19 protein-coding genes are annotated in these 18,548 nt (G+C 37.2%); 14 read left to right on the top strand and 5 right to left on the bottom strand.

The window, feature by feature from the left end; all coding sequences use genetic code 11:
• The first annotated feature begins 325 nt into the window (after window positions 1–325).
• The 4 genes from AC220I_RS07895 (at window position 326) to AC220I_RS07880 (ending at window position 4,165) form a co-directional block, all read left to right on the top strand.
• Window positions 326–2,398 carry an LTA synthase family protein gene (locus tag AC220I_RS07895; protein WP_486723270.1) on the top strand — a complete coding sequence of 691 codons (2,073 nt, stop codon included), beginning with the start codon at window positions 326–328 and terminating at the stop codon, window positions 2,396–2,398.
• Between the two features lie 129 nt (window positions 2,399–2,527).
• Window positions 2,528–3,283 (top strand): DNA/RNA nuclease SfsA, encoded by a 756-nt coding sequence (sfsA, locus tag AC220I_RS07890; RefSeq protein ID WP_486723269.1) that lies wholly within the window; start codon window positions 2,528–2,530, stop codon window positions 3,281–3,283.
• Window positions 3,276–3,578, top strand: coding sequence for a LysO family transporter (locus tag AC220I_RS07885; RefSeq protein ID WP_486723268.1), 303 nt, complete (start codon window positions 3,276–3,278; stop codon window positions 3,576–3,578). The genes sfsA and AC220I_RS07885 overlap by 8 nt, the downstream gene beginning before the upstream one ends.
• Window positions 3,575–4,165: a LysO family transporter gene (locus tag AC220I_RS07880; RefSeq protein WP_486723267.1), complete on the top strand. Its 591-nt coding sequence runs from the start codon at window positions 3,575–3,577 to the stop codon at window positions 4,163–4,165. Before AC220I_RS07885 ends, AC220I_RS07880 begins: the two co-directional genes overlap by 4 nt.
• Window positions 4,166–4,316: 151 nt before the next feature.
• On the opposite strand, the gene tpx is transcribed toward AC220I_RS07880, so the two are convergent.
• Window positions 4,317–4,820, bottom strand: coding sequence for a thiol peroxidase (gene tpx, locus AC220I_RS07875; RefSeq protein ID WP_486723266.1), 504 nt, complete (start codon window positions 4,818–4,820; stop codon window positions 4,317–4,319).
• Between the two features lie 273 nt (window positions 4,821–5,093).
• Between tpx and AC220I_RS07870 the strand changes: the two genes are divergently transcribed.
• Genes AC220I_RS07870 through dapF form a run of 5 tightly spaced genes read left to right on the top strand, consistent with a single transcriptional unit; the run spans window position 5,094 to window position 8,842 of the window.
• Window positions 5,094–5,582, top strand: a complete 489-nt coding sequence (locus AC220I_RS07870; protein ID WP_486723265.1) for a pyridoxamine 5'-phosphate oxidase family protein — start codon at window positions 5,094–5,096, stop codon at window positions 5,580–5,582.
• On the top strand, window positions 5,576–6,388 hold the full coding sequence (locus AC220I_RS07865; RefSeq protein ID WP_486723264.1) for an inositol monophosphatase family protein: 813 nt from the start codon (window positions 5,576–5,578) through the stop codon (window positions 6,386–6,388). The genes AC220I_RS07870 and AC220I_RS07865 overlap by 7 nt, the downstream gene beginning before the upstream one ends.
• A gap of 1 nt (window position 6,389) precedes the next feature.
• On the top strand, window positions 6,390–7,040 hold the full coding sequence (locus AC220I_RS07860) for a flavodoxin family protein (protein WP_486723263.1): 651 nt from the start codon (window positions 6,390–6,392) through the stop codon (window positions 7,038–7,040).
• The gene (locus AC220I_RS07855) at window positions 7,024–7,863 is read left to right on the top strand and encodes a carbon-nitrogen hydrolase family protein (protein WP_486723262.1); all 840 of its coding nucleotides are present in this window, start codon (window positions 7,024–7,026) and stop codon (window positions 7,861–7,863) included. Before AC220I_RS07860 ends, AC220I_RS07855 begins: the two co-directional genes overlap by 17 nt.
• A 13-nt stretch (window positions 7,864–7,876) precedes the next feature.
• A complete protein-coding gene (gene dapF, locus AC220I_RS07850) occupies window positions 7,877–8,842 on the top strand; it encodes a diaminopimelate epimerase (RefSeq protein ID WP_486723261.1) in 966 nt (321 codons plus the stop codon).
• Between the two features lie 73 nt (window positions 8,843–8,915).
• Here dapF and AC220I_RS07845 read toward each other — a convergent pair whose 3' ends face one another.
• Window positions 8,916–9,437, bottom strand: coding sequence for a 4Fe-4S ferredoxin (locus tag AC220I_RS07845; protein ID WP_486723260.1), 522 nt, complete (start codon window positions 9,435–9,437; stop codon window positions 8,916–8,918).
• A gap of 98 nt (window positions 9,438–9,535) precedes the next feature.
• A complete protein-coding gene (locus AC220I_RS07840; protein WP_486723259.1) occupies window positions 9,536–10,279 on the bottom strand; it encodes an HAD-IB family hydrolase in 744 nt (247 codons plus the stop codon).
• 180 nt (window positions 10,280–10,459) lie between these two features.
• Between AC220I_RS07840 and AC220I_RS07835 the strand changes: the two genes are divergently transcribed.
• The 3 genes from AC220I_RS07835 (at window position 10,460) to AC220I_RS07825 (ending at window position 13,779) form a co-directional block, all read left to right on the top strand.
• Window positions 10,460–11,065 (top strand): acetate uptake transporter, encoded by a 606-nt coding sequence (locus AC220I_RS07835; RefSeq protein WP_486723258.1) that lies wholly within the window; start codon window positions 10,460–10,462, stop codon window positions 11,063–11,065.
• A gap of 217 nt (window positions 11,066–11,282) precedes the next feature.
• Window positions 11,283–12,113, top strand: coding sequence for an ABC transporter ATP-binding protein (locus tag AC220I_RS07830; protein WP_486723257.1), 831 nt, complete (start codon window positions 11,283–11,285; stop codon window positions 12,111–12,113).
• A 1-nt stretch (window position 12,114) separates the two neighbouring features.
• Window positions 12,115–13,779 carry a hypothetical protein gene (locus AC220I_RS07825; protein ID WP_486723256.1) on the top strand — a complete coding sequence of 555 codons (1,665 nt, stop codon included), beginning with the start codon at window positions 12,115–12,117 and terminating at the stop codon, window positions 13,777–13,779.
• A 254-nt stretch (window positions 13,780–14,033) separates the two neighbouring features.
• On the opposite strand, the gene AC220I_RS07820 is transcribed toward AC220I_RS07825, so the two are convergent.
• Complete coding sequence (locus AC220I_RS07820; protein WP_486723255.1) at window positions 14,034–14,588, bottom strand: glutathione peroxidase; 555 nt, start codon at window positions 14,586–14,588, stop codon at window positions 14,034–14,036.
• 173 nt (window positions 14,589–14,761) lie between these two features.
• On the opposite strand from AC220I_RS07820, the gene AC220I_RS07815 reads away from it, so the two are divergent.
• On the top strand, window positions 14,762–15,208 hold the full coding sequence (locus AC220I_RS07815) for a MarR family winged helix-turn-helix transcriptional regulator (RefSeq protein ID WP_486723254.1): 447 nt from the start codon (window positions 14,762–14,764) through the stop codon (window positions 15,206–15,208).
• A 251-nt stretch (window positions 15,209–15,459) separates the two neighbouring features.
• Here the strand turns inward: AC220I_RS07815 and AC220I_RS07810 are convergent, their stop codons facing one another.
• On the bottom strand, window positions 15,460–16,101 hold the full coding sequence (locus AC220I_RS07810; RefSeq protein WP_486723253.1) for a lactate utilization protein: 642 nt from the start codon (window positions 16,099–16,101) through the stop codon (window positions 15,460–15,462).
• Window positions 16,102–16,281: 180 nt separating this feature from the next.
• Between AC220I_RS07810 and AC220I_RS07805 the strand changes: the two genes are divergently transcribed.
• Window positions 16,282–18,548, top strand: a 2,267-nt coding sequence (locus tag AC220I_RS07805) for an ATP-dependent Clp protease ATP-binding subunit (RefSeq protein WP_486723252.1), incomplete at its 3' end; no start/stop codon positions are given.

Raw genomic sequence — 18,548 nt, 5'->3', positions numbered from 1 at the left:
GTTTTTTTAAAATAAGTTCTAATGTAATTGCCATGATTGGGAACATAAGGCCAAATAATACACCCACTAAAAAATAATTTCGCTGGATATGGTTTTTCATACGAACCTCCTTTGATGAACGTGTAATTTATACCCATTACTTGTAAATGTAATAGATTATCTGGTCGATTCTTAAAAATTATTTAGAAAGAAGAAAGTCTATTGTGTCCCATTTCAAAGTGGTATATAATTAGCATCGTGTTAAACTGATGTAAAATTATAAGAATAGGCATACCTTGTAATTTTATCATCAAATCGGACGAATGTCTTTAAATTGAAGGGTAAAATGATAGAGAAGTATAAAAAACAGATTGATCAACATAAATGGATTATTATGAAATTAATCGGCATTTACGCCGCAATTATTTTCATTGATGAGTGGATGCTTAGAAAGAGCTTGTTTAAAACCGCTCATTGGGTATTTACGAATTTTAACATGATGCTTATGAACCTTGCAACGGTTGTATTAATCGCATCCCTTTTGATGGTACTCACAAGGAGACTTTACCTCACAACGGTACTTATAAGTCATTTATTGCTTATTTTTGGTGCCATTAATAGTGGCAAGTACGCCCTTAGAAATGTACCTCTTGATATTGAGGATGCCTTTTTAATTAAAGAAGTTTGGGCATTGATGCCGCAATTAGCCAATTTAAAGTCTCTACTGATGATTGGTCTTCTTGCGATTATCCTTGCCGGTTTGAGTTTCGTTTTACTAAAAATTCTCAAGACGAGGACTTTGGAACAACATCGTTTAGCCTTTGCATCCTTAATGGTCCTGGCAATTGGTATTCTGGCGATTGGTCAAGTAACCAATAACAGCAATATGGATATTATGAAGACGGGCTTTGTGTATCATTTGTCAAATGATACCAGAGTCAAACCTTTGTTTGATAAAGCGACACTAAAATTAGCAGATGCTGAAATCAAGGCAGATATAGCAAATTATAATAACGATCGTGCGACACTCGCTTCCGAGCGGAAACCCAATGTCATCATTATTCAAAGCGAAGCCTTTTGGGACATTAATAAGATGGGACTTAAAATAAGCGAAAATCCCCTTAAGCATTTTGAAGCTTTAAAGGATGAAAGTATACATGGTGAAATGTATGTACCGGTAATCGGAGGAGGGACATCAAATACTGAGTTTGAGATTTTAACTGGCATGACGCTAAAAAATTTCTCAAGTGACTGGTACATGGTTTACCCAAATGAGATTAAGTCACCAATTCCTTCACTTGCGACAATATTTAGAAATCAAGGTTATGAGTCAATTGCAATTCATCCCTATATGTCTTGGTACTATAATCGAGTAGGTGTCTATAGGGACATGGGATTTAATACATTTAAGTCAATTGAGTATATGGATCAGCCAGAACTCTATGGATGTTACACCTCAGATAAATATATAACGGATGAAATTATCAAAACGATAGAAAATACAGAAGCCCCAGTTTTCAATATGACTGTTACTATGCAAAATCATGGGCCATATGGTAACTTCAGGTTTGAGGATGACCAAATCAATGTTCATGTTGAAACCAAACTGAGTGATGACAGCAATTACTTCCTTAAGAATTATGTGCAGGGCTTATACTATACAGATATCGAACTCAACCGATTGGTCAATTATCTTAAAAAGAGTGATGAACCCACTGTGATATTATTTTATGGAGACCACTTGCCCATGCTTGGTGATGACTACCTAGCTTATAGAGAATCTGGTTATATTGGCTATGAAAGCAGCAGTGAGCTTCAGCAAGATTTAAGAATTATGGCAGTACCCTATGTCTTGTGGTCCAATTACAGTCAAACAGAAGAAGCGAAAGAACCAATGAACGCTTCCTTTATGTCGGCTTTTCTCCTTGAAAAACTAGGGCTCGAAATGCCGAACTATATGAAAGAAGTGGCGACAATCTCCAAAGAAATGCCCCTGATTTTAAGAACCTATGCCATTAATGGTGAAGGTGAAAAAGTTAAGCCATCTGATGAAGCCTATAAGTTGATCATGGCAAAATATCATCTATTGTATGAGAATTGGACCAATAAAAAATATGATGCTAATTACAGTGCTTGGATTGATGAGAAGAATGATACCTACAATGAAGCTCTAAACAGCATTAAAATTGAAAAGGCGGAAGTGAATGCTGAAAACACAATCATTTCTGGTGTTAACTTTTATCAAACCATGACGCTCTATGTCAATAACACGTCTGTCCCCTTTGATTTTGTGGATAAAAATGAGGTCATCATTGAACGCAGTATCAACAAGGAAGACATGATTAAGATTGAGCTTTTGACGGATGAGGGGAAAATCATTACCAAGTCAAATGATTATAAGATGGATGTTACAAATTAGAAGCTATTAAGTTAGGAGCTACAAACTAGAAGCTATAAATTAGAAGCTATAAATTAATCAAAGAGCCTAGTGCTCTTTTTTTATTTTTTGGTATAATAAGGGGGATGATATTATAGTTAGGAGCCCTAAATGAATTCGAAAAAATCAAACTTAGAAGCGACAAGTAAGGTTCTATTAACCATAGAAACCCTCCAAGCGGGAACCTTTAAAAAACGTCCTAATCGGTACCTGTCAGAAGTTATGCTGGATGGCCATGTTGAACTGGTTCATGTTCATGATCCAGGTCGACTGAGAGAATTACTGTTTGAAGACAATGCTTGCTTGATTAAACCTGTTTTGAGTCAAACACGTAAAACCAAATGGGATATGGTATTTGCAAAGAAAAAGGATGAGTGGATTTTGGTTCATTCTGCCTATCATAGATATTTAGCGGAATCATTGCTAAAAAAGGGCCTCTCACCTTTTGGCTTATTAAAAGAAATTAAAGCCGAAGTAAAGATAGGACATTCAAGACTGGACTTTAAGGTTAAAACTGAAAGTGATGAAACCATTTGGATAGAAGTCAAAGGGTGCTCACTTTCTGAAGATGGTCTTGCTAAGTTTCCAGATGCCCCTACAGATCGTGGACGCCGACATCTGGAGGAACTTATGGTACTCCGTAAAAATGCGGATGCAGGGACAAGATGTGCTGTACTCATTCTTGTTTTAAGCGAAGCCTCAGAATTTGAGCCTAATCGCACTACAGATCCCAAATTTTACGAAACCTTCTATCAAGCTCTGGCGAGTGGTGTGGAAATATATCCATGTAAAATCCTATATGACCACCAGAACAAGGCTTTTAGATATGTAGAAATTTTGCCGATAAAGGAGAAGTATTATGACTAGTATTTTATTGTATCTGCTCTTACTTATATTAGGTGGTTTTTTAAGCTATAGGGGTGTCGTCTCTCAAAAGCTATTTGATAAACTTGAACATATTCAGTTAATCTGTCTCTTTATTTTACTTTTTACAATGGGCCTCAGAATTGGTATGGATGATCGCGTGATTAACGCCTTCTTAAAACTTGGAATACATGCAACCCTATTTGCAGCGGTTTCAGTAATCTGTAGTGTATTTGGGGTCTGGTTTTTTAGAAAAACCCTTCTCAAAGTATTGGTTAAGAAAGAGGTGCGATCATGACATTAAGGATTATTGGTGTTGTTATTCTGGGAATCATTATGGGATTATTTATCCCTGAAAACTTTTATGGTATGACAGACTATATGCTTAACATTGGGCTTTGCCTCTTGCTCTTTTTTGTGGGAATGGACATCGGTAAGAATAAGGATATCTTTAAGGATATTAAGAAATCCGGTCCTATGTTCGTTCTCGTACCGCTTGGCGTGGCATCAGGGAGTATTTTAGGTTCAATTATTTTAGGGGGCGTTTTGGGATATCCATTAAATGAGTCTGGTGCAATTGGTGCAGGTTTTGGGTGGTATTCTCTTTCAGCAATCATCATTGCGCCCTACAGCTCGGAACTTTCTGTGCTCTCTTTTTTGACAAATGTCATACGGGAGATTTTAGCTATTATGAGTATACCCATTATAGCAAAATACATTGGATTTGCTGAAGCTATTGCACCTTCAGGCGCAACTGCTATGGATACGACTTTGCCCATTGTTTCAAAGAATACCAATTCAGAAACGGCAATCCTCTCCTTTACGACAGGATTGATTCTTTCAATGTTGGTGCCGATTTTGGTGCCCTTCATCTTGAATCTTTAAAGAGGGTTAACAACATTTGAGTCATCTTTGATGCCTCAAAACAATTCTGTTTGAGGCCTATTATTCCTCATCACAGCTTTTGGCTCAAATTTTGTTGTATATAAAAAAAGGGTATTCTCAAATTTAGTGAGAATACCCTCTGTTTTTCTTTTTATAATAATGTTTTTACGAATTCGAGTACTTTTTCATAATCTGGATGGGTACCGACTTCTTTAACATATTCCACATATCTAACGGTATCATCTTGGTCTACCACGACAATTCCTCTTGCTAACAGTCTAATATTGTCAATTGCAAAACCGTATTTCATACCAAAATCAAGTGTTCTGTGGTCTGAAACAACAATTGAATTCTCGATGTCGTTAGCCACACAGAATCTCTGTTGAGCAAAAGGTAAGTCCACACTTATGGTAAGAACCACAACCTCAGGATGCTTTGTTGCTTCTTCATTAAATGAAATGGTTTGGAATTCACAAATTTTTGTATCCACAGAAGGAACAACGCTGATGATTTTAAGTTTGCCCTTTAAGTCCGAAAACTGGAATGGGGTCATGTCTTTATTAACAGCTGAAAAATCAGGTGCTTTATCATTTACTTTAATTTCGTTTCCTAACAGTTTAATTGGGTTACCGCCCATTGTAATATTTTCTCTCATGATTTGCCTCCAAGTAAGTTTTATTTATTATACGTTATATTCATTCCATTTTATACTCATTTTAAACATATAAATGGAGAATTTACAATTTATTAAAATGTTGAAATATCAGAAATTAGAGTGTATCATTAATACAGGTTCTGCCCTGTGGATTAACCTGTGTGTAGATGCCTAAACTTGTGAGTTAAATTAAAAAAAACCGTGACTTATCCACAGAAAATGTGTGTAAACCCGTTAAAAGTGTGGATAACCATATCTATAAAGGAGGATAACATGTTTAAAGAAATGCGAAGAAAAGAAAAGGAAATGTCAGAGGATCGCTTGAATGAAATTTTAAAAACAGGCGAATACGGTGTTTTAAGTGTATTGGATTCAACAGGTTATCCTTATGGTGTCCCTGTAAATTATGTTTTTGTTGAAGGTAAGCTCTATGTACATTGTGCAAAAGTTGGTGCAAAGCTTGAAGCCATCTTAAAGAATCCAAAAGTTAGCTTCAATATTGTGGCAACACATGGTTTGATAGCAGAACGCTTTACGAGCTTTTATGAAAGTGTGACTCTATTTGGTCAAGCTAAACTGATAGAAGGTGAAGAGACTGTACCACCTCTTAAGGCTTTTATTGATAAATATTCATCTGATTATAGAGAGGGTGGCTATAAGTATGCTGAGGGTAGTTTCAAGGAAACGATGATCATAGAAGTCACGCCAGCGCATATTACAGGTAAATCGAGCAATATGCCAAAAGGGAGCGAATCATGTTAAATAAAGAAATTCAATTAAATCCTGCCATTAGTTCGATTTATGAAGGTGTGGTTACAATTGCTAAAAATGCCGGCGAAATTCAAAGAGCCTCTTTTAGGACGGGCTCTTTCAAAATTGAAACAAAGAGTAGTGCTGTGGATTTTGTCACTGAAGTGGATATGAAGTGTGATCAATATATTGTAGACCAATTAAAGCAAATGTTCCCAGAGGATGAAATACTTTCTGAAGAACAGGGGCTTCAGCTGACGAAGGGCCATGACAATAAATATCAGTGGATTATTGATCCACTGGATGGTACGACAAATTACAGTATTGGTCATCCAATATTTGCCGTATCCATCGCCAGATGGGATGACCAAGGGCCAGTTTTTGGTGTGGTCTATGTCCCCATGCTGGATGAGTTGTTTTATGCTGAAAGAGGCTGTGGCGCTTATTTAAATCATGAACGAATTCAAAGTTCTTCATGTACGCAATTAAACAAGGCTGTCGTTGGCACTGGATTTCCTTATGATCGTGCAACTGCCAGAAATAATAATGGTGATAATATAAGGAAAATGACCCCTTTAATTAAGGGCACCAGGAGACTGGGCGCTGCAGCCTATGATTTATGTCTAGTGGCGGCTGGCGTTCTAGATGCTTTTTGGGAACTAAGGCTTGCAAAATGGGATATGGCAGCTGGCATGCTCATGATCACTGAAGCAGGTGGTTCTTTCTATATGACAGAGGAAAATCAGAAGTACAATGTCATTGCAGGAAATGATGTCTTAATCAATGCGATTAAAGATGTTGTAGATTTGGAGAATTAAAATGAGTAAATCAGTCATGATGATTATGGGGAGTCATAGAAAACGTGGCAATTCTGCCTTTTTTAGCGACCGTCTCAAAACGGCGTTTGAGGAAAAGGGTTTTTCTGTGGCCTACTTTGATGTCAATGAACTTAAGATTGCACACTGTACAGATTGCGGTTATTGCAATCGAAACTATGCAAGCTGTGTCTTTAATGATGATATGTCACAGGTCTATGAGGCTTTTAAAAGGCACAGACATGTAATTTTCATTTCGCCAGTCTATATGAACAACGTGACAAGTCTTTTAAAGACATTAATCGACAGATGTCAAATGATATTCATGTGCGATTTTACACATAAAAAGCCCTTCGTATCTGGTCTAGGCATTGATGAATCCAAGATAACTTCAATTTATGCAAATCCAGATAAAAATTTTGGAAAGGGTACTGGGATCATCGTTTCACTAGGGGGCGCTAGAGCCTATGAAAACCAGTACTTGGGCACAGAACTGACACTTGGTCTGATATTTAAAAATCTTAGAATACCCCTTAGAAATCATATTAAATTCGATGGCACAGACCATGTGGCATTGAAGGACCGTCTATCTGAGGTAGACAGTGCCATTGGTCAAATCATAGATGAGGTGATGACAAATGAAGCAAAAATTTAATTTAGGAATCATCCAGATGAAGGTGAGCGAAACAAAGTCAATTTCAGTGGACAAAGCAATTGACAATATTGGTTTTATGGCAGATAAGGGGGCTCATATTGTGGTTTTACCTGAAATGTTCAACTGCCCATATGAAACCCATCGATTTCCTCAATATGCAGAGCCTGTTGAGGGAGACACCTATAAGAAACTGGCTGAAATTGCCAGAGCAAAAAAAGTATATGTGATTGCAGGGTCAATGCCCGAAATCGATGCCAATAAACTCTATAACACCACTTATGTATTTGATCCAAATGGCAAACAGATTGGCAAGCATCGTAAAATGCACTTGTTTGAGATTGATATCATTAACGGTCAATACTTTAGAGAAGCAGAGACATTAACCGCTGGAGAATCTGTGACTGTAATTGATACCGAATATGGGAAGATTGGCGTTGCAATTTGTTTTGATGTAAGGTTTCCAGAACTTGCAAGACTCATGACAGATCAAGGGGCAAAGATGCTCGTCTATCCTGCAGCGTTTAACATGACCACTGGACCTGCCCACTGGGAGCTTTTATTCAGAGCCAGGGCTGTTGATCAACAGGTTTTTACTGTGGGATGCGCACCAGCAAGAGATTATGATTCCAATTATATCTCTTATGGGAATTCAATAGTTGTTAACCCTTGGGGGGATGTAATTGGTCGTCTTAACGATGAGGAAGGTTACTTGTTTGGTGAGATAGATCTTGGAGAGGTCAACTATATTAGAAATCAGTTACCACTTACAAGATCCATTCGTAAAGATGTCTACGAATTAAAGACGATTCAAAGAGTGGAGTAAAGGAGGGCATAAGATGATCTTTTACAAGATGCAAGGTACGGGAAATGATTTTATCATTGTAGATGAAAGAAAAGAACTTACAAGATTTCAGGACCTATATATCAATGGTGGTGTAGAACGTTCTGATATTGCAGTACACCTTTGTAAAGCCTTTGGCACAGATGGTGTCATGTTTGTTCTTAAGAGTGATCATGCAGATGCACAAATGAGAATATTTAATGCAGATGGCAGTGAAGCTTTAATGTGTGGTAATGGCTTAAGATGTTTTGGACGATATGTCCTCGACGATATGAAGCGTGATGAAATTATGGTTGAAACCTTGAAGGCAGATTATCGTGTGAAGCGGGTTTCGGATTTCAGTCCCTATTTGGAGGGGTTTGAGATTTTGCTCAACAATGTTAAGGCTTTTGGCCATACAGATGCAGCAAGTGTGCTGGAAGATAAATTTAAGTCTAAATATAACTATGGATATGAGTTTTTTACTGTTTCAAATCCCCACGTGGTCACATTTACAGGTCAAGATATTCCAAGTGATGATGTGTTGACGCGTATTGGCACCTTTGCAAATGGTGTTGAGTCACCATTTGAGGCAGGTGTCAATGTGAATTTTTGCACTATTTTAGGAAATGACAAGCTCTATGTCAGGACTTTTGAACGCGGCGTTGGCATCACTAAATCATGTGGCACTGGTATGACATCAAGTGTAACGCGTTATGCTAGAGAATATGATAGATTTTCAACTTGGATAGAGGTTTATAATGATGGCGGTATGATACGCTGCAAGGTGACTGAGACTGATTTAAATGCCTACAAGGTACATTTTGTCGGGAATGCATCTCATGAGTTTTCCTTTGAACTTGAACCAGAAGCACTGATGACATTAAAGCATGAAGCGCTTAAGATTCAATGGGCAACTTCTGAGATTGAAAACTATGAACATTTTTTAGATTGGACGAAAAAAGAAATGCATAGGATTTAAGCATAATCCTTAAAAAAGCACATGTTCGAGCCTTCGAAAATGTGCTTTTCATTTGCAATTAATACTTTGTATATCAAAAACGTGTGCTTGGAGATTCCCCTTTAGTCTTGTTAATGACCGAAGAGGACAGTTGAATTTCTTTGATGATCGTGGTGGCATGACCCATCGGACAAACAACGCACCAGCTTCTGGGCTTAAATAAAATTCCAAGGGTAATGCCGACGAGAAATGAAATGCCCATAAAACGATAAAAAGCATGGGACAGCTTTAATAGATTTCCTTGGGTGTGATATAGGGCGTATAAAAGAACACTAGCCATAATAAACAATAATATGTTTTTAAAAGTTCTACTCTTCATAAAATTGGGGAGTGAACGGTTAAGAGAAATTCGATTTAAAAAACGTCCAAGGAATGAACCACGAGGACAATATTTGATACAGTGGACCTTACCATGTCCGCGAATTGCATGGATTAATGGCATCGTCATACATAGAATACCTAAAATGCCAAAGCGAATGTCTAATGTGCTTAAAACAAAAAACGAAATAATAATAATCCAGGACCAGTGCATATGGTTCTTGATGTTTGTAATCATTAAAAAGCCTCCTAATAAAAAAATACACCCCCTACCAGAGGGGGCCGAAATGTATTTTAGCATATGTTTTTACAAGAGTCAATTCTTATTACAAACTATTAAAGAAATAAATCTGTCTCTGGGATTATCTCCACATCTGCATCAAGCTTGTAGATGACATCTTTACGTTCTATGATAATCGTAGCACTCTCCTTGAGTCTTGGTGAATGTTTGATGTTGAGAATTAATTCTTTTGCAGGATTGATTGCAACAGGGTGTCCAACAAGTGAAAGCATGGAAAGGTCTCCGTTGGTATCCCCATAAGCATAACTTTGACTTAAATCAATATCATATTGTTTTACAAAATCTTCAATGGCCTTATTTTTACTGACTGAATCCCACATGGGAACGACTTCACCAGTAAAACGCCCTTGATCATCTGTTAAATAATCCGTACCTCGAAAACCATCAATTTGATATTTTAATGCCATTTTCTCAACTAAAAAAGAAGGACTACCAGAAATAAAAAAGACTTTATGCCCCTGTTGTTGATGCCAAAGGATTCTATTACGAGTGTACTTGTAAACAATATCGCCGTTTAAATTGATGACTTGATTTGAAATAAACTCAAGGTCAGCAGCGCGTCTGCCTTTTAGGGCTTCATAATAAATATCCACGAGTTCAAGCATGTAGTCTTCGTATTCGCCAACGCGTTTGCGCCACTCTACAAAAGCTTCTTTGACACTGGTGTGCCAAATGCCAGGGTCAACAACCTCGTATTTTACAAGTTTTTTAAAATGCTCAATCATTAATGAATTTCTGTAGAGTGTACCATCTATATCTAAAAATGCTGCTATATTCATTTGAAATCACCCTTTCTATCTGTATTGATTAATTTATACTCAAATATACGCTTTTTTATTCAAAAAGTCTACCAAATTCGTTTAAAAGATATGCTACAAGCATTGATTTTTTAACCCATATATGATAATCTATGACGGGCAGTATTGTTAATGGACAATAAATTTTAGGAGGAAACATCCGTGAATCAAAATGAAAGAAAAATCTTTACGGCAGACCCATCTGCATTAGGATTGTTCGGACTTGCAATGATCACTTTCGTTGCATCGACACAAAAATTAGGTTGGACTACTGGAACATCATTCATCATTCCTTGGGCAATATTCTTAGGCGCTTTGGCTCAAGTTTATGCTTGCTTAAACGATGCGAAAAAAGGTAACGTATTCGGTGCGACTGCTTTTGGGGCTTACAGCTTATTCTGGTTAGCAGTGGCAATGTCTTGGATGATCTCAAATGGTGTTTTTGGTGAAAAAATGGCTCAAACTGCAGACGTTAAGCAATTAGGTTTTGCATTCTTGGGATATTTAATTTTCTCTATTTACATGACGATTGGTTCTTTTGAGACAAACAAAGTATTAATGATCATCTTTGTGCTCATTGACTTCTTGTTCTTAGGTTTAAGTATGAGTGTTATTTGGGGCATTGAAATCGGTCATGTAATTGCTGCTTGGAGTGAGTTCTTCATTTCTTTAGTTGGTTTCTATGGTTCAGCTGCAAATGTATTAAACCATACATTCGGAAGAGAATTCTTACCAGTTGGTAAACCTCTAGGAATCTTCAAAAAATAATTTGACAATAAAGTTATGACAAATAAAGACCTTGGGCTTAGCCCAGGGTCTTTTTAATCTTATACCATTGGTTCTCATTTAGGCCAGGGTATGATTTATCTTGTAGCCACTGATTAAGACTTTTTTAATTAAAAACGATGAATTTCATAAGTAATAAATGTTACAATTATATCAAATGTAGCAATTATATCAAATGATTACATAGGAGAGACAAAAAATGAATGCCGTGATTAAAATGACAGACTTAAAAATGAAGTACAGTGAAAAAACGGATTATGTATTAAAAGGGATTGATCTTGAAATTCTACCTGGTCAAATTATTGGTTATATTGGTCCAAATGGTGCTGGAAAAAGTACAACTGTAAAAATCATGTTGGGAATGATTCAAAATTATGAAGGGGAAGTAGAGATCTTTGGTGAGAATATTAAATCAGATTCGGTTTCATACAAACAGCGCATAGGTTATGTCCCAGAAGTGGCAGTGATTTATGATAGCTTATCAGGCTATGAGTACCTAACTTTTATTGGAGAGCTTTACAAACTTGATTCAGAACTCGTAAAATTCAAGGCTGAAAAGATGTTTGAACTCTTTGGCATTAAAGATGCCCTCTACAACAGAATTTCATCATACTCAAAGGGGATGAAACAAAAGCTGCTTATCATATCTAGTCTTATTCACAACCCCGACATTTTGTTCTTTGACGAACCCATCAGTGGTCTTGATGCAAATAGTGTTATGGTTTTCAAGGAGATGATTAAACGCTTGTCAGATCAGGGTAAGACTATATTTTATTCCTCACATATCATGGAAGTGGTGGAGAAAATCAGTGACCGAATTATTGTATTAAACAAGGGGGTAATTGCTGCAGATGGCAATTTTGAAACCTTGAAAACCCTGAGCAAAGAAGGCTCACTTCAAGATATTTTCAATCAGCTCACAGGATTTAATGAGCATGAAGTAATTGCAAAATCACTTGTGGATACGATAGTATTGTGTGAAATGCAGGAAAGTCAAGCATCGGATTACATCATGCAACAAGAGGTGTAATATGAAAAAGGATTTTTTATTAATCAAGATACTACTTAAATTAAAGCCTCTTTTTAACAAGACCACAGTCAACTTTGAGGACCTCATCACAATTCTGGCCCTTAAATTGACCATTGATGATCGAAAGGCAAGTGCAATTGATCGCGGTAAGAAAAATAAGCTCACAGGAATGAAAGCAAATTTGCTCATGCAGGGATTCTTTGGATTTTTTATGGGCATGGTGATGCTGGTACCGTTTGACTTGTTCTACAAAGTGGCAATTATCACCTCCATGGATTTGTTCTTCATGGTCATGTTTATGATATCCGATTTTTCAAGCGTACTACTTGATACACGAGATAAAGATATTATTCTAACAAAACCCGTCAGCTTAGAGACGATGAATGCTGCTAGATTGATCCATGTTATATACTATATGATCAGTTTATTCTTAGCCCTAAATTTAATCTCTATAGGCATAATGACTTCGCAGTTTGGCTACAAGGTCATTATTGGATTTGCAATTATGCTTGTCTTACTTTCACTTTTTATTGTCTTTATTACGACAATCCTCTATAGCCTTTTACTCGAACGTTTTAGTGGTGAGAAGCTCAAGGATATTATCAATGTATTTCAGATTGCACTATCAGTGGTGACTATGATTTCCTATCAGTTAGTAGGTCGAATATTTGAATTCGTTGATTTTCAGATTGTTATTCATATTCGTTGGTGGACGTATCTTTTACCACCTGCTTGGTATGCATCACTTTTTAAGGTGATGATAGAGGGTGATTTTTCTAATGAATATGTTGTGATGAGTACTTTGGCGCTGATTGTGCCACTGGTTGCAGGCGGTGCATTGATCAAATGGATCTTGCCAAAGTACGAGCAGTATCTATCAAAACTACAGATTGAGGATGGGGTATTTATTCCACAAGATTCTTTGAAGACAAGATTTAAGGATAAACTCTACACCCTAGTGTCTAGGGACTACAAGGAACGCGCATTTATGAAGTTCGCTGATGCAAATTTGAGCAGGGACCGAAAACTAAAGCTTATGATTTTACCAAATCAAGCACTTGGATATCTGTTTCCATTGATAATGCTACTGCCATATGTAAGCATAAGTGGTGGTTTTGCTAGGATGTTTGTTGAACTTAAGGGTTCTTTAATGTATCTAAATGCTTATTGGGCAATCGTCATGTTCACATCAAATTATGAGTTTTTACAATATAGCGAAAAGGCGGAGGCTTCATTCATCTATGATAGCTTTCCAATTGAAGATAAAAGAATCATTGCGATTGGTGCATTGAAGGCTTATTACATTAAGTACATGGTGCCTGGTATGCTCTTCATCAATTTAGTTTTTATTTTTCTTTGTGGTTTTGAAGCCATCATAGGTTTATTAATTATTGATGTGATGAGTTTTTTCCTATTGGTGCTCCGATATAAGATGACCAATCTTGAACTGCCATTTTCTAAAGAAATCAGTTCTGCTGGCAATAAGAATGTTGCGCCTGTATTTGGACTCATGGGTCTTTGTGGGCTCATCGCAGCAGGTCAGTGGTTTTTTGTTAAAAACAGGATCTTGATGGGATTGTTGGCACTTGTAGTAGTAGTCATCATGACGCAGCTTGCCTATGTAAGCTTCTTTAGAAGTCCTAAGATGCAATCAAAATCTCGGTGATTATTAATGACTGGTCTTGCCGCATGGGTGCGTGGGATTATTATCAATCCAGTGATAATCAATTTAATCTGAAAACTTAATTTAGGAACCTGCAAAAAAATGGGCTCTTGCAATCTAAGAAATTAGATCGCAAGAGCCCATTTGGGTAAAATGACAAATCTCATATGAGTTTTAAGGGCTTGTTTAATTAATGAGTTTTAATGGCTTATTTAATTAATGCTTATTTGATTAATCTTTATTTAATCGATTAAGGCTTATTTATTTCTAAGCAGTCTTTCGATATCTTCAACCATATCTAGTGGGTCAACTGGAGACTCAAATCGCTTGATAATATTGCCATCTTGGTCAACTAAAAATTTAGTGAAGTTCCACTTGATGCTGTCACCGTGAAGCATTTCAGGGAATTTCTCTTCTAGCACTTTTTCAAGCATTTTATGGCCTGGCTGACTTTGATCAAAGCCTTCAAAAGGTGCATTTTCTGTTAAATATTTAAAAAGAGGATGCGCATCTTGTCCCCTTACGTTCATCTTCTCGAACAAGGGAAAAGTCACACCAAAATTGAGTTCGCAAAAGGACTTAACCTCTTCATTTGTTTTTAACTCTTGGTCTGCAAACTGGTCACATGGTGCACCAAGAACAACCAGCCCCTGGTCCTTGTATTTTGTGTATAATTTTTCGAGATCTTTATATTGTGGTGTAAAGCCACATTTGCTTGCCGTATTGGCAATAATCATTACATTACCTTTGAACTGGTTTAAATCAATAGCATCACCATCGATATCCTTGACTTTAATGTCGTAAAGTTTCATATTTTCCTCCTGAATTATAATTGTGCACAATTTAATTGTATGCAATTAGTATAGCTTGTCTTTTTAAGCTTGTCAACTATATGTTTTGAATTTACACAAGTTGACATCATCAATAACTTGCCGTATAATTAATTGCATAAAATCAAATAAATTGACAATTATGAGGTGATATTGTGGGCTATGATCAACTAAAGCTTGAAAATCAATTGTGTTTTCCCTTATATGCGGTTTCCAAGATGACGACGCGTTTATATAAACCCCTTCTTGAACCATACGAGCTGACGTATACGCAATATATTACCTTGCTCTCATTATGGGAGAATGATGGCGTTACGGTCAATCAGCTTGGAATGACATTATTCCTTGATTCAGGGACCTTAACACCTTTACTGAAGAAATTAGAGAGTAGAGGGATTATTACCAAGGTGAGAAATCCTGAAGATGAAAGAACGGTTCATGTACATTTGACAGACAAGGGGTGGCAGTTGAGAGAGGCGCTTAAGGATGTGCCCACTAAGCTTGCCCAATGCTTGGATTTGCCAATGAATGATATAATCTCATTGCACAGAATTTTACATCAGATGCTAAAAAAACAAATAGAAGATGATTGTGAAGCTTAAAGGGTATAAGAGGGATGAACGCAAATGTTGCAACAAAAAAGCAAGTCCCTCAAAAAGGGCTTGCTAATTTATTAAATATCATTAGTTTTCATCCAACTTTGAGTAAGAATTTTCAAAGTGGTTTGATGCGTCAAAACAAGGTTTTGGCCTTAAATGATTTGTATAATATAAAGACAGAGATAAGAGGTCTTAAGTCTCAACCAAGGCCAGTGAAGAAAGGTTTATACCATCGCAAGAGGATTCAAATCTTGTTAATATCCAATGGGTTCATTTACAATAATTACATGGATACGATCCTTATTGCGCTGATAGCCTGTGGTGACATAATGACAACAAATTCTGCCTGGACTGAAACAGTCCTCACATTCTCCTGTGACCGTACATGGCGTATTACAGTTTAATCTGGTAGCGTTTGATGGTGCTGAAATCTGGCGGTTGCGAGAAACAGCCTCATCAAGATTGCGAACCAGTTTATTGATACCAGCAATAACAATGACGCGATCAGGACCATATGTCAATGCTGCGACCCGATTACCGGTGCCATCTACATTGTAGAGTTCGCCATTTTCAGTGAGGGCATTTGTGCTCATTAAAAAGGCATTGGCAGAAAAACTGTTTCGATAGAGTTCTTTCATGGATTCAGGTGTTAAACCAGGTGCGTAGCGGTCTAAAAAATTGTACTCGCCTGATCGTAAGAGTTCAAACATGTCTGATTCAAACAGTGTTTGAGACCCTCCAACTGCAACGACATCTCCAGGTGAAAGTAGTGATTTCACAAGTGGCTTTAATTCTGCAACGGACTCGATATAATGTCCCTTCATTTGATTCTTCTCAAGATTTTTAAGTGTACGTGTAATCTTAAGTGACATAATTTTGTTGGTATTTTGATCCATGTGCCCCTCCCTTACATATATAATTTTATCTAGATATAAACATTGTAAGCAATTGCCACTAAAAAATCAACTTGAGTATGTTCATAAAAATTTTAAGTTTTATGGGCGAATAGGCTAGAAAAATAGTGTATAATGAGGTTGATAAAAAGTGTATAACCCTAGAGAAAAGGATGACAGCTCATGAAAAAATGTTCAATTTGTAATAAAAACGTCGCAATGATGCGGACTGCTAAAATAGAAAATGGTAAAACGGAATATATAGATTTATGTCTTGAATGTGCAGAAAAAATGGGATATCCGGTTATGGATGAGATTATGAATCAGATCAATCTTAGCCCAGAAGAAATGGATAATTTATCAAAGCAGATGAATAAGCTCTTTGATAACATTTCGCATGATGAAGACAATCCCTTGATGAACTTGATGAACTTTGAACAAGAGGATCTTGATTCTGAGGAGCTTTATGATGAAGAAGAGGAAGCTTATCTTGATGATGACCACGGTCATGAACATGACGAAGATTTTGATACATCAGATGCTAAAACATCTTCTGAAAAGTCTAAATCAGGTCGAAAAGTAAAGAAAATGAAGCTTAAGTCACTTTCAAAATATGGCACGAATTTGATTGAAAAGGCACAACAAGGCGATATTGACCGCATCATTGGTCGTAATAGAGAGATCGATCGCGTTGTTCAAATTCTCAACAGAAGAAGCAAGAACAATCCTATTTTACTCGGGGAACCTGGTGTGGGTAAAACAGCCATTGCAGAGGGCTTGGCGGTTAGAATCGTCGACAAGCAGGTCCCTGAAAAATTGTTAGAGACAGAAATTTACCTTCTTGATATGACTGCTATTGTGGCAGGTACCCAGTTCAGAGGTCAGTTTGAAGGCAGAATGAAAGCCATTATTAACGAAGCCAACCAACATGGCAATATCATACTTGTCATTGATGAAGTACACAATATCATGGGGGCAGGTGAAGTACATGGTGGCGTTATGAATGCTGCCAATATCTTGAAACCAGCGCTTGCCCGTGGTGAAGTTCAAATTATCGGCGCTACTACCATGGAAGAATACCGTAAGCACATTGAAAAGGATGCTGCGCTTGAAAGACGTTTTCAACCTGTAATTATAGATGAGCCTAATGTTGAGGATAGTATTGAAATTTTAATGGGGATAAAAGATTATTATGAAAAATTCCATAAGGTCATTATCTCAGACGAAGTTATAGAAGCTGCTGTTAAGCTTTCAGAACGTTATATCACAGATCGCTATCTACCAGACAAGGCAATTGATGTGATTGATGAAGCTGGTTCAAGGGCAAACCTTAAAAATCATGGTTTGGTGGAAGTTAAGGCGCTTGAAGATGAACTCGCAAGACTTGAGGACATTAGAGAGGAAGCAACTGAACATGGCCTCTATGAAAAAGCAGCTGAGCTCAGAGTAGATGAGATCAAGCTACAGGAAAAGATTGAGAACATAAAGAAGGCTTCAAATGAGGTTGTCCTCACCATTGAAGATGTTGCATATGTCATTGAAGCTTGGACTAAAATTCCAGTTCAAAAGATTACAGAAGAAGAAGCGGAAAAGCTCATTGAGCTTGAAAATAGACTACATCGAAGAGTCATAGGCCAAGAGCATGCCATTGAATCGATTGCAAAGGCCATAAGACGTAACCGTTCCGGTTTTAGAAAGAAACGTAAACCGGCATCCTTTGTATTTGTAGGGCCAACTGGTGTTGGTAAGACGGAACTTGCTAGAGCCTTATCCGAAGAGTTGTTCGGCACTGAAGAAGCAATGATCAGGGTGGATATGTCTGAGTTTATGGAAAAGCACACCGTTTCTAAACTGATTGGTGCGCCTCCTGGATATGTTGGCTATGAACAAGGCGGCCAGCTCACAGAAAAAGTAAGACGCAAGCCTTATTCGGTGATCTTGCTGGATGAGATTGAAAAAGCCCATCCTGATATCTTTAATGTACTCCTTCAAATATTAGAAGATGGCAGACTGACAGACGGACAGGGAAGAACCGTATTTTTTGAAAATACTGTTTTAATCATGACATCTAATGTGGGCACAAATCTAAAATCGACAGGCATCGGTTTTGGCAGTGAAACCGACCTCAAGGTTGAAAATAAAATTCGTGAAATGCTTAAGGAAACTTTTAAACCGGAATTCCTAAACCGAATTGATGATATCGTAGTCTTCAGAAGTCTCAAAAAAGAAGAACTACGTAAAATTGTGGATTTACAACTTAACGAGGTAAAAGAGGAAGTCAGTGAAAAACACATGACTCTTGAAGTGACGGATGAAGTTAAAGCCTTAATCCTCAGTGAAGGTTTTGATGAGAAGTACGGTGCGAGACCACTCAGAAGGACCATTCAGAAGCTTATTGAAGATGAAATTGCAGAACTTTACATCCGAAAATTGATTAAGGATGGTATGAC

Source organism: Fusibacter sp., from assembly GCF_057447755.1.
Note: the sequence above shows the minus strand (reverse complement) of the source record. Positions and strands in the feature narration are given on the sequence as shown.

Bases quoted from the DNA above. Each gene is read 5' to 3' on its own strand.
- AC220I_RS07895 (WP_486723270.1), top strand. From the start codon at position 326: ATGATAGAGAAGTATAAAAAACAGATTGATCAACATAAATGGATTATT.
- sfsA (WP_486723269.1), top strand. From the start codon at position 2,528: ATGAATTCGAAAAAATCAAACTTAGAAGCGACAAGTAAGGTTCTATTA.
- AC220I_RS07885 (WP_486723268.1), top strand. From the start codon at position 3,276: ATGACTAGTATTTTATTGTATCTGCTCTTACTTATATTAGGTGGTTTT.
- AC220I_RS07880 (WP_486723267.1), top strand. From the start codon at position 3,575: ATGACATTAAGGATTATTGGTGTTGTTATTCTGGGAATCATTATGGGA.
- tpx (WP_486723266.1), bottom strand. From the start codon at position 4,820: ATGAGAGAAAATATTACAATGGGCGGTAACCCAATTAAACTGTTAGGA.
- AC220I_RS07870 (WP_486723265.1), top strand. From the start codon at position 5,094: ATGTTTAAAGAAATGCGAAGAAAAGAAAAGGAAATGTCAGAGGATCGC.
- AC220I_RS07865 (WP_486723264.1), top strand. From the start codon at position 5,576: ATGTTAAATAAAGAAATTCAATTAAATCCTGCCATTAGTTCGATTTAT.
- AC220I_RS07860 (WP_486723263.1), top strand. From the start codon at position 6,390: ATGAGTAAATCAGTCATGATGATTATGGGGAGTCATAGAAAACGTGGC.
- AC220I_RS07855 (WP_486723262.1), top strand. From the start codon at position 7,024: ATGAAGCAAAAATTTAATTTAGGAATCATCCAGATGAAGGTGAGCGAA.
- dapF (WP_486723261.1), top strand. From the start codon at position 7,877: ATGATCTTTTACAAGATGCAAGGTACGGGAAATGATTTTATCATTGTA.
- AC220I_RS07845 (WP_486723260.1), bottom strand. From the start codon at position 9,437: ATGATTACAAACATCAAGAACCATATGCACTGGTCCTGGATTATTATT.
- AC220I_RS07840 (WP_486723259.1), bottom strand. From the start codon at position 10,279: ATGAATATAGCAGCATTTTTAGATATAGATGGTACACTCTACAGAAAT.
- AC220I_RS07830 (WP_486723257.1), top strand. From the start codon at position 11,283: ATGAATGCCGTGATTAAAATGACAGACTTAAAAATGAAGTACAGTGAA.
- AC220I_RS07825 (WP_486723256.1), top strand. From the start codon at position 12,115: ATGAAAAAGGATTTTTTATTAATCAAGATACTACTTAAATTAAAGCCT.
- AC220I_RS07820 (WP_486723255.1), bottom strand. From the start codon at position 14,588: ATGAAACTTTACGACATTAAAGTCAAGGATATCGATGGTGATGCTATT.
- AC220I_RS07810 (WP_486723253.1), bottom strand. From the start codon at position 16,101: ATGGATCAAAATACCAACAAAATTATGTCACTTAAGATTACACGTACA.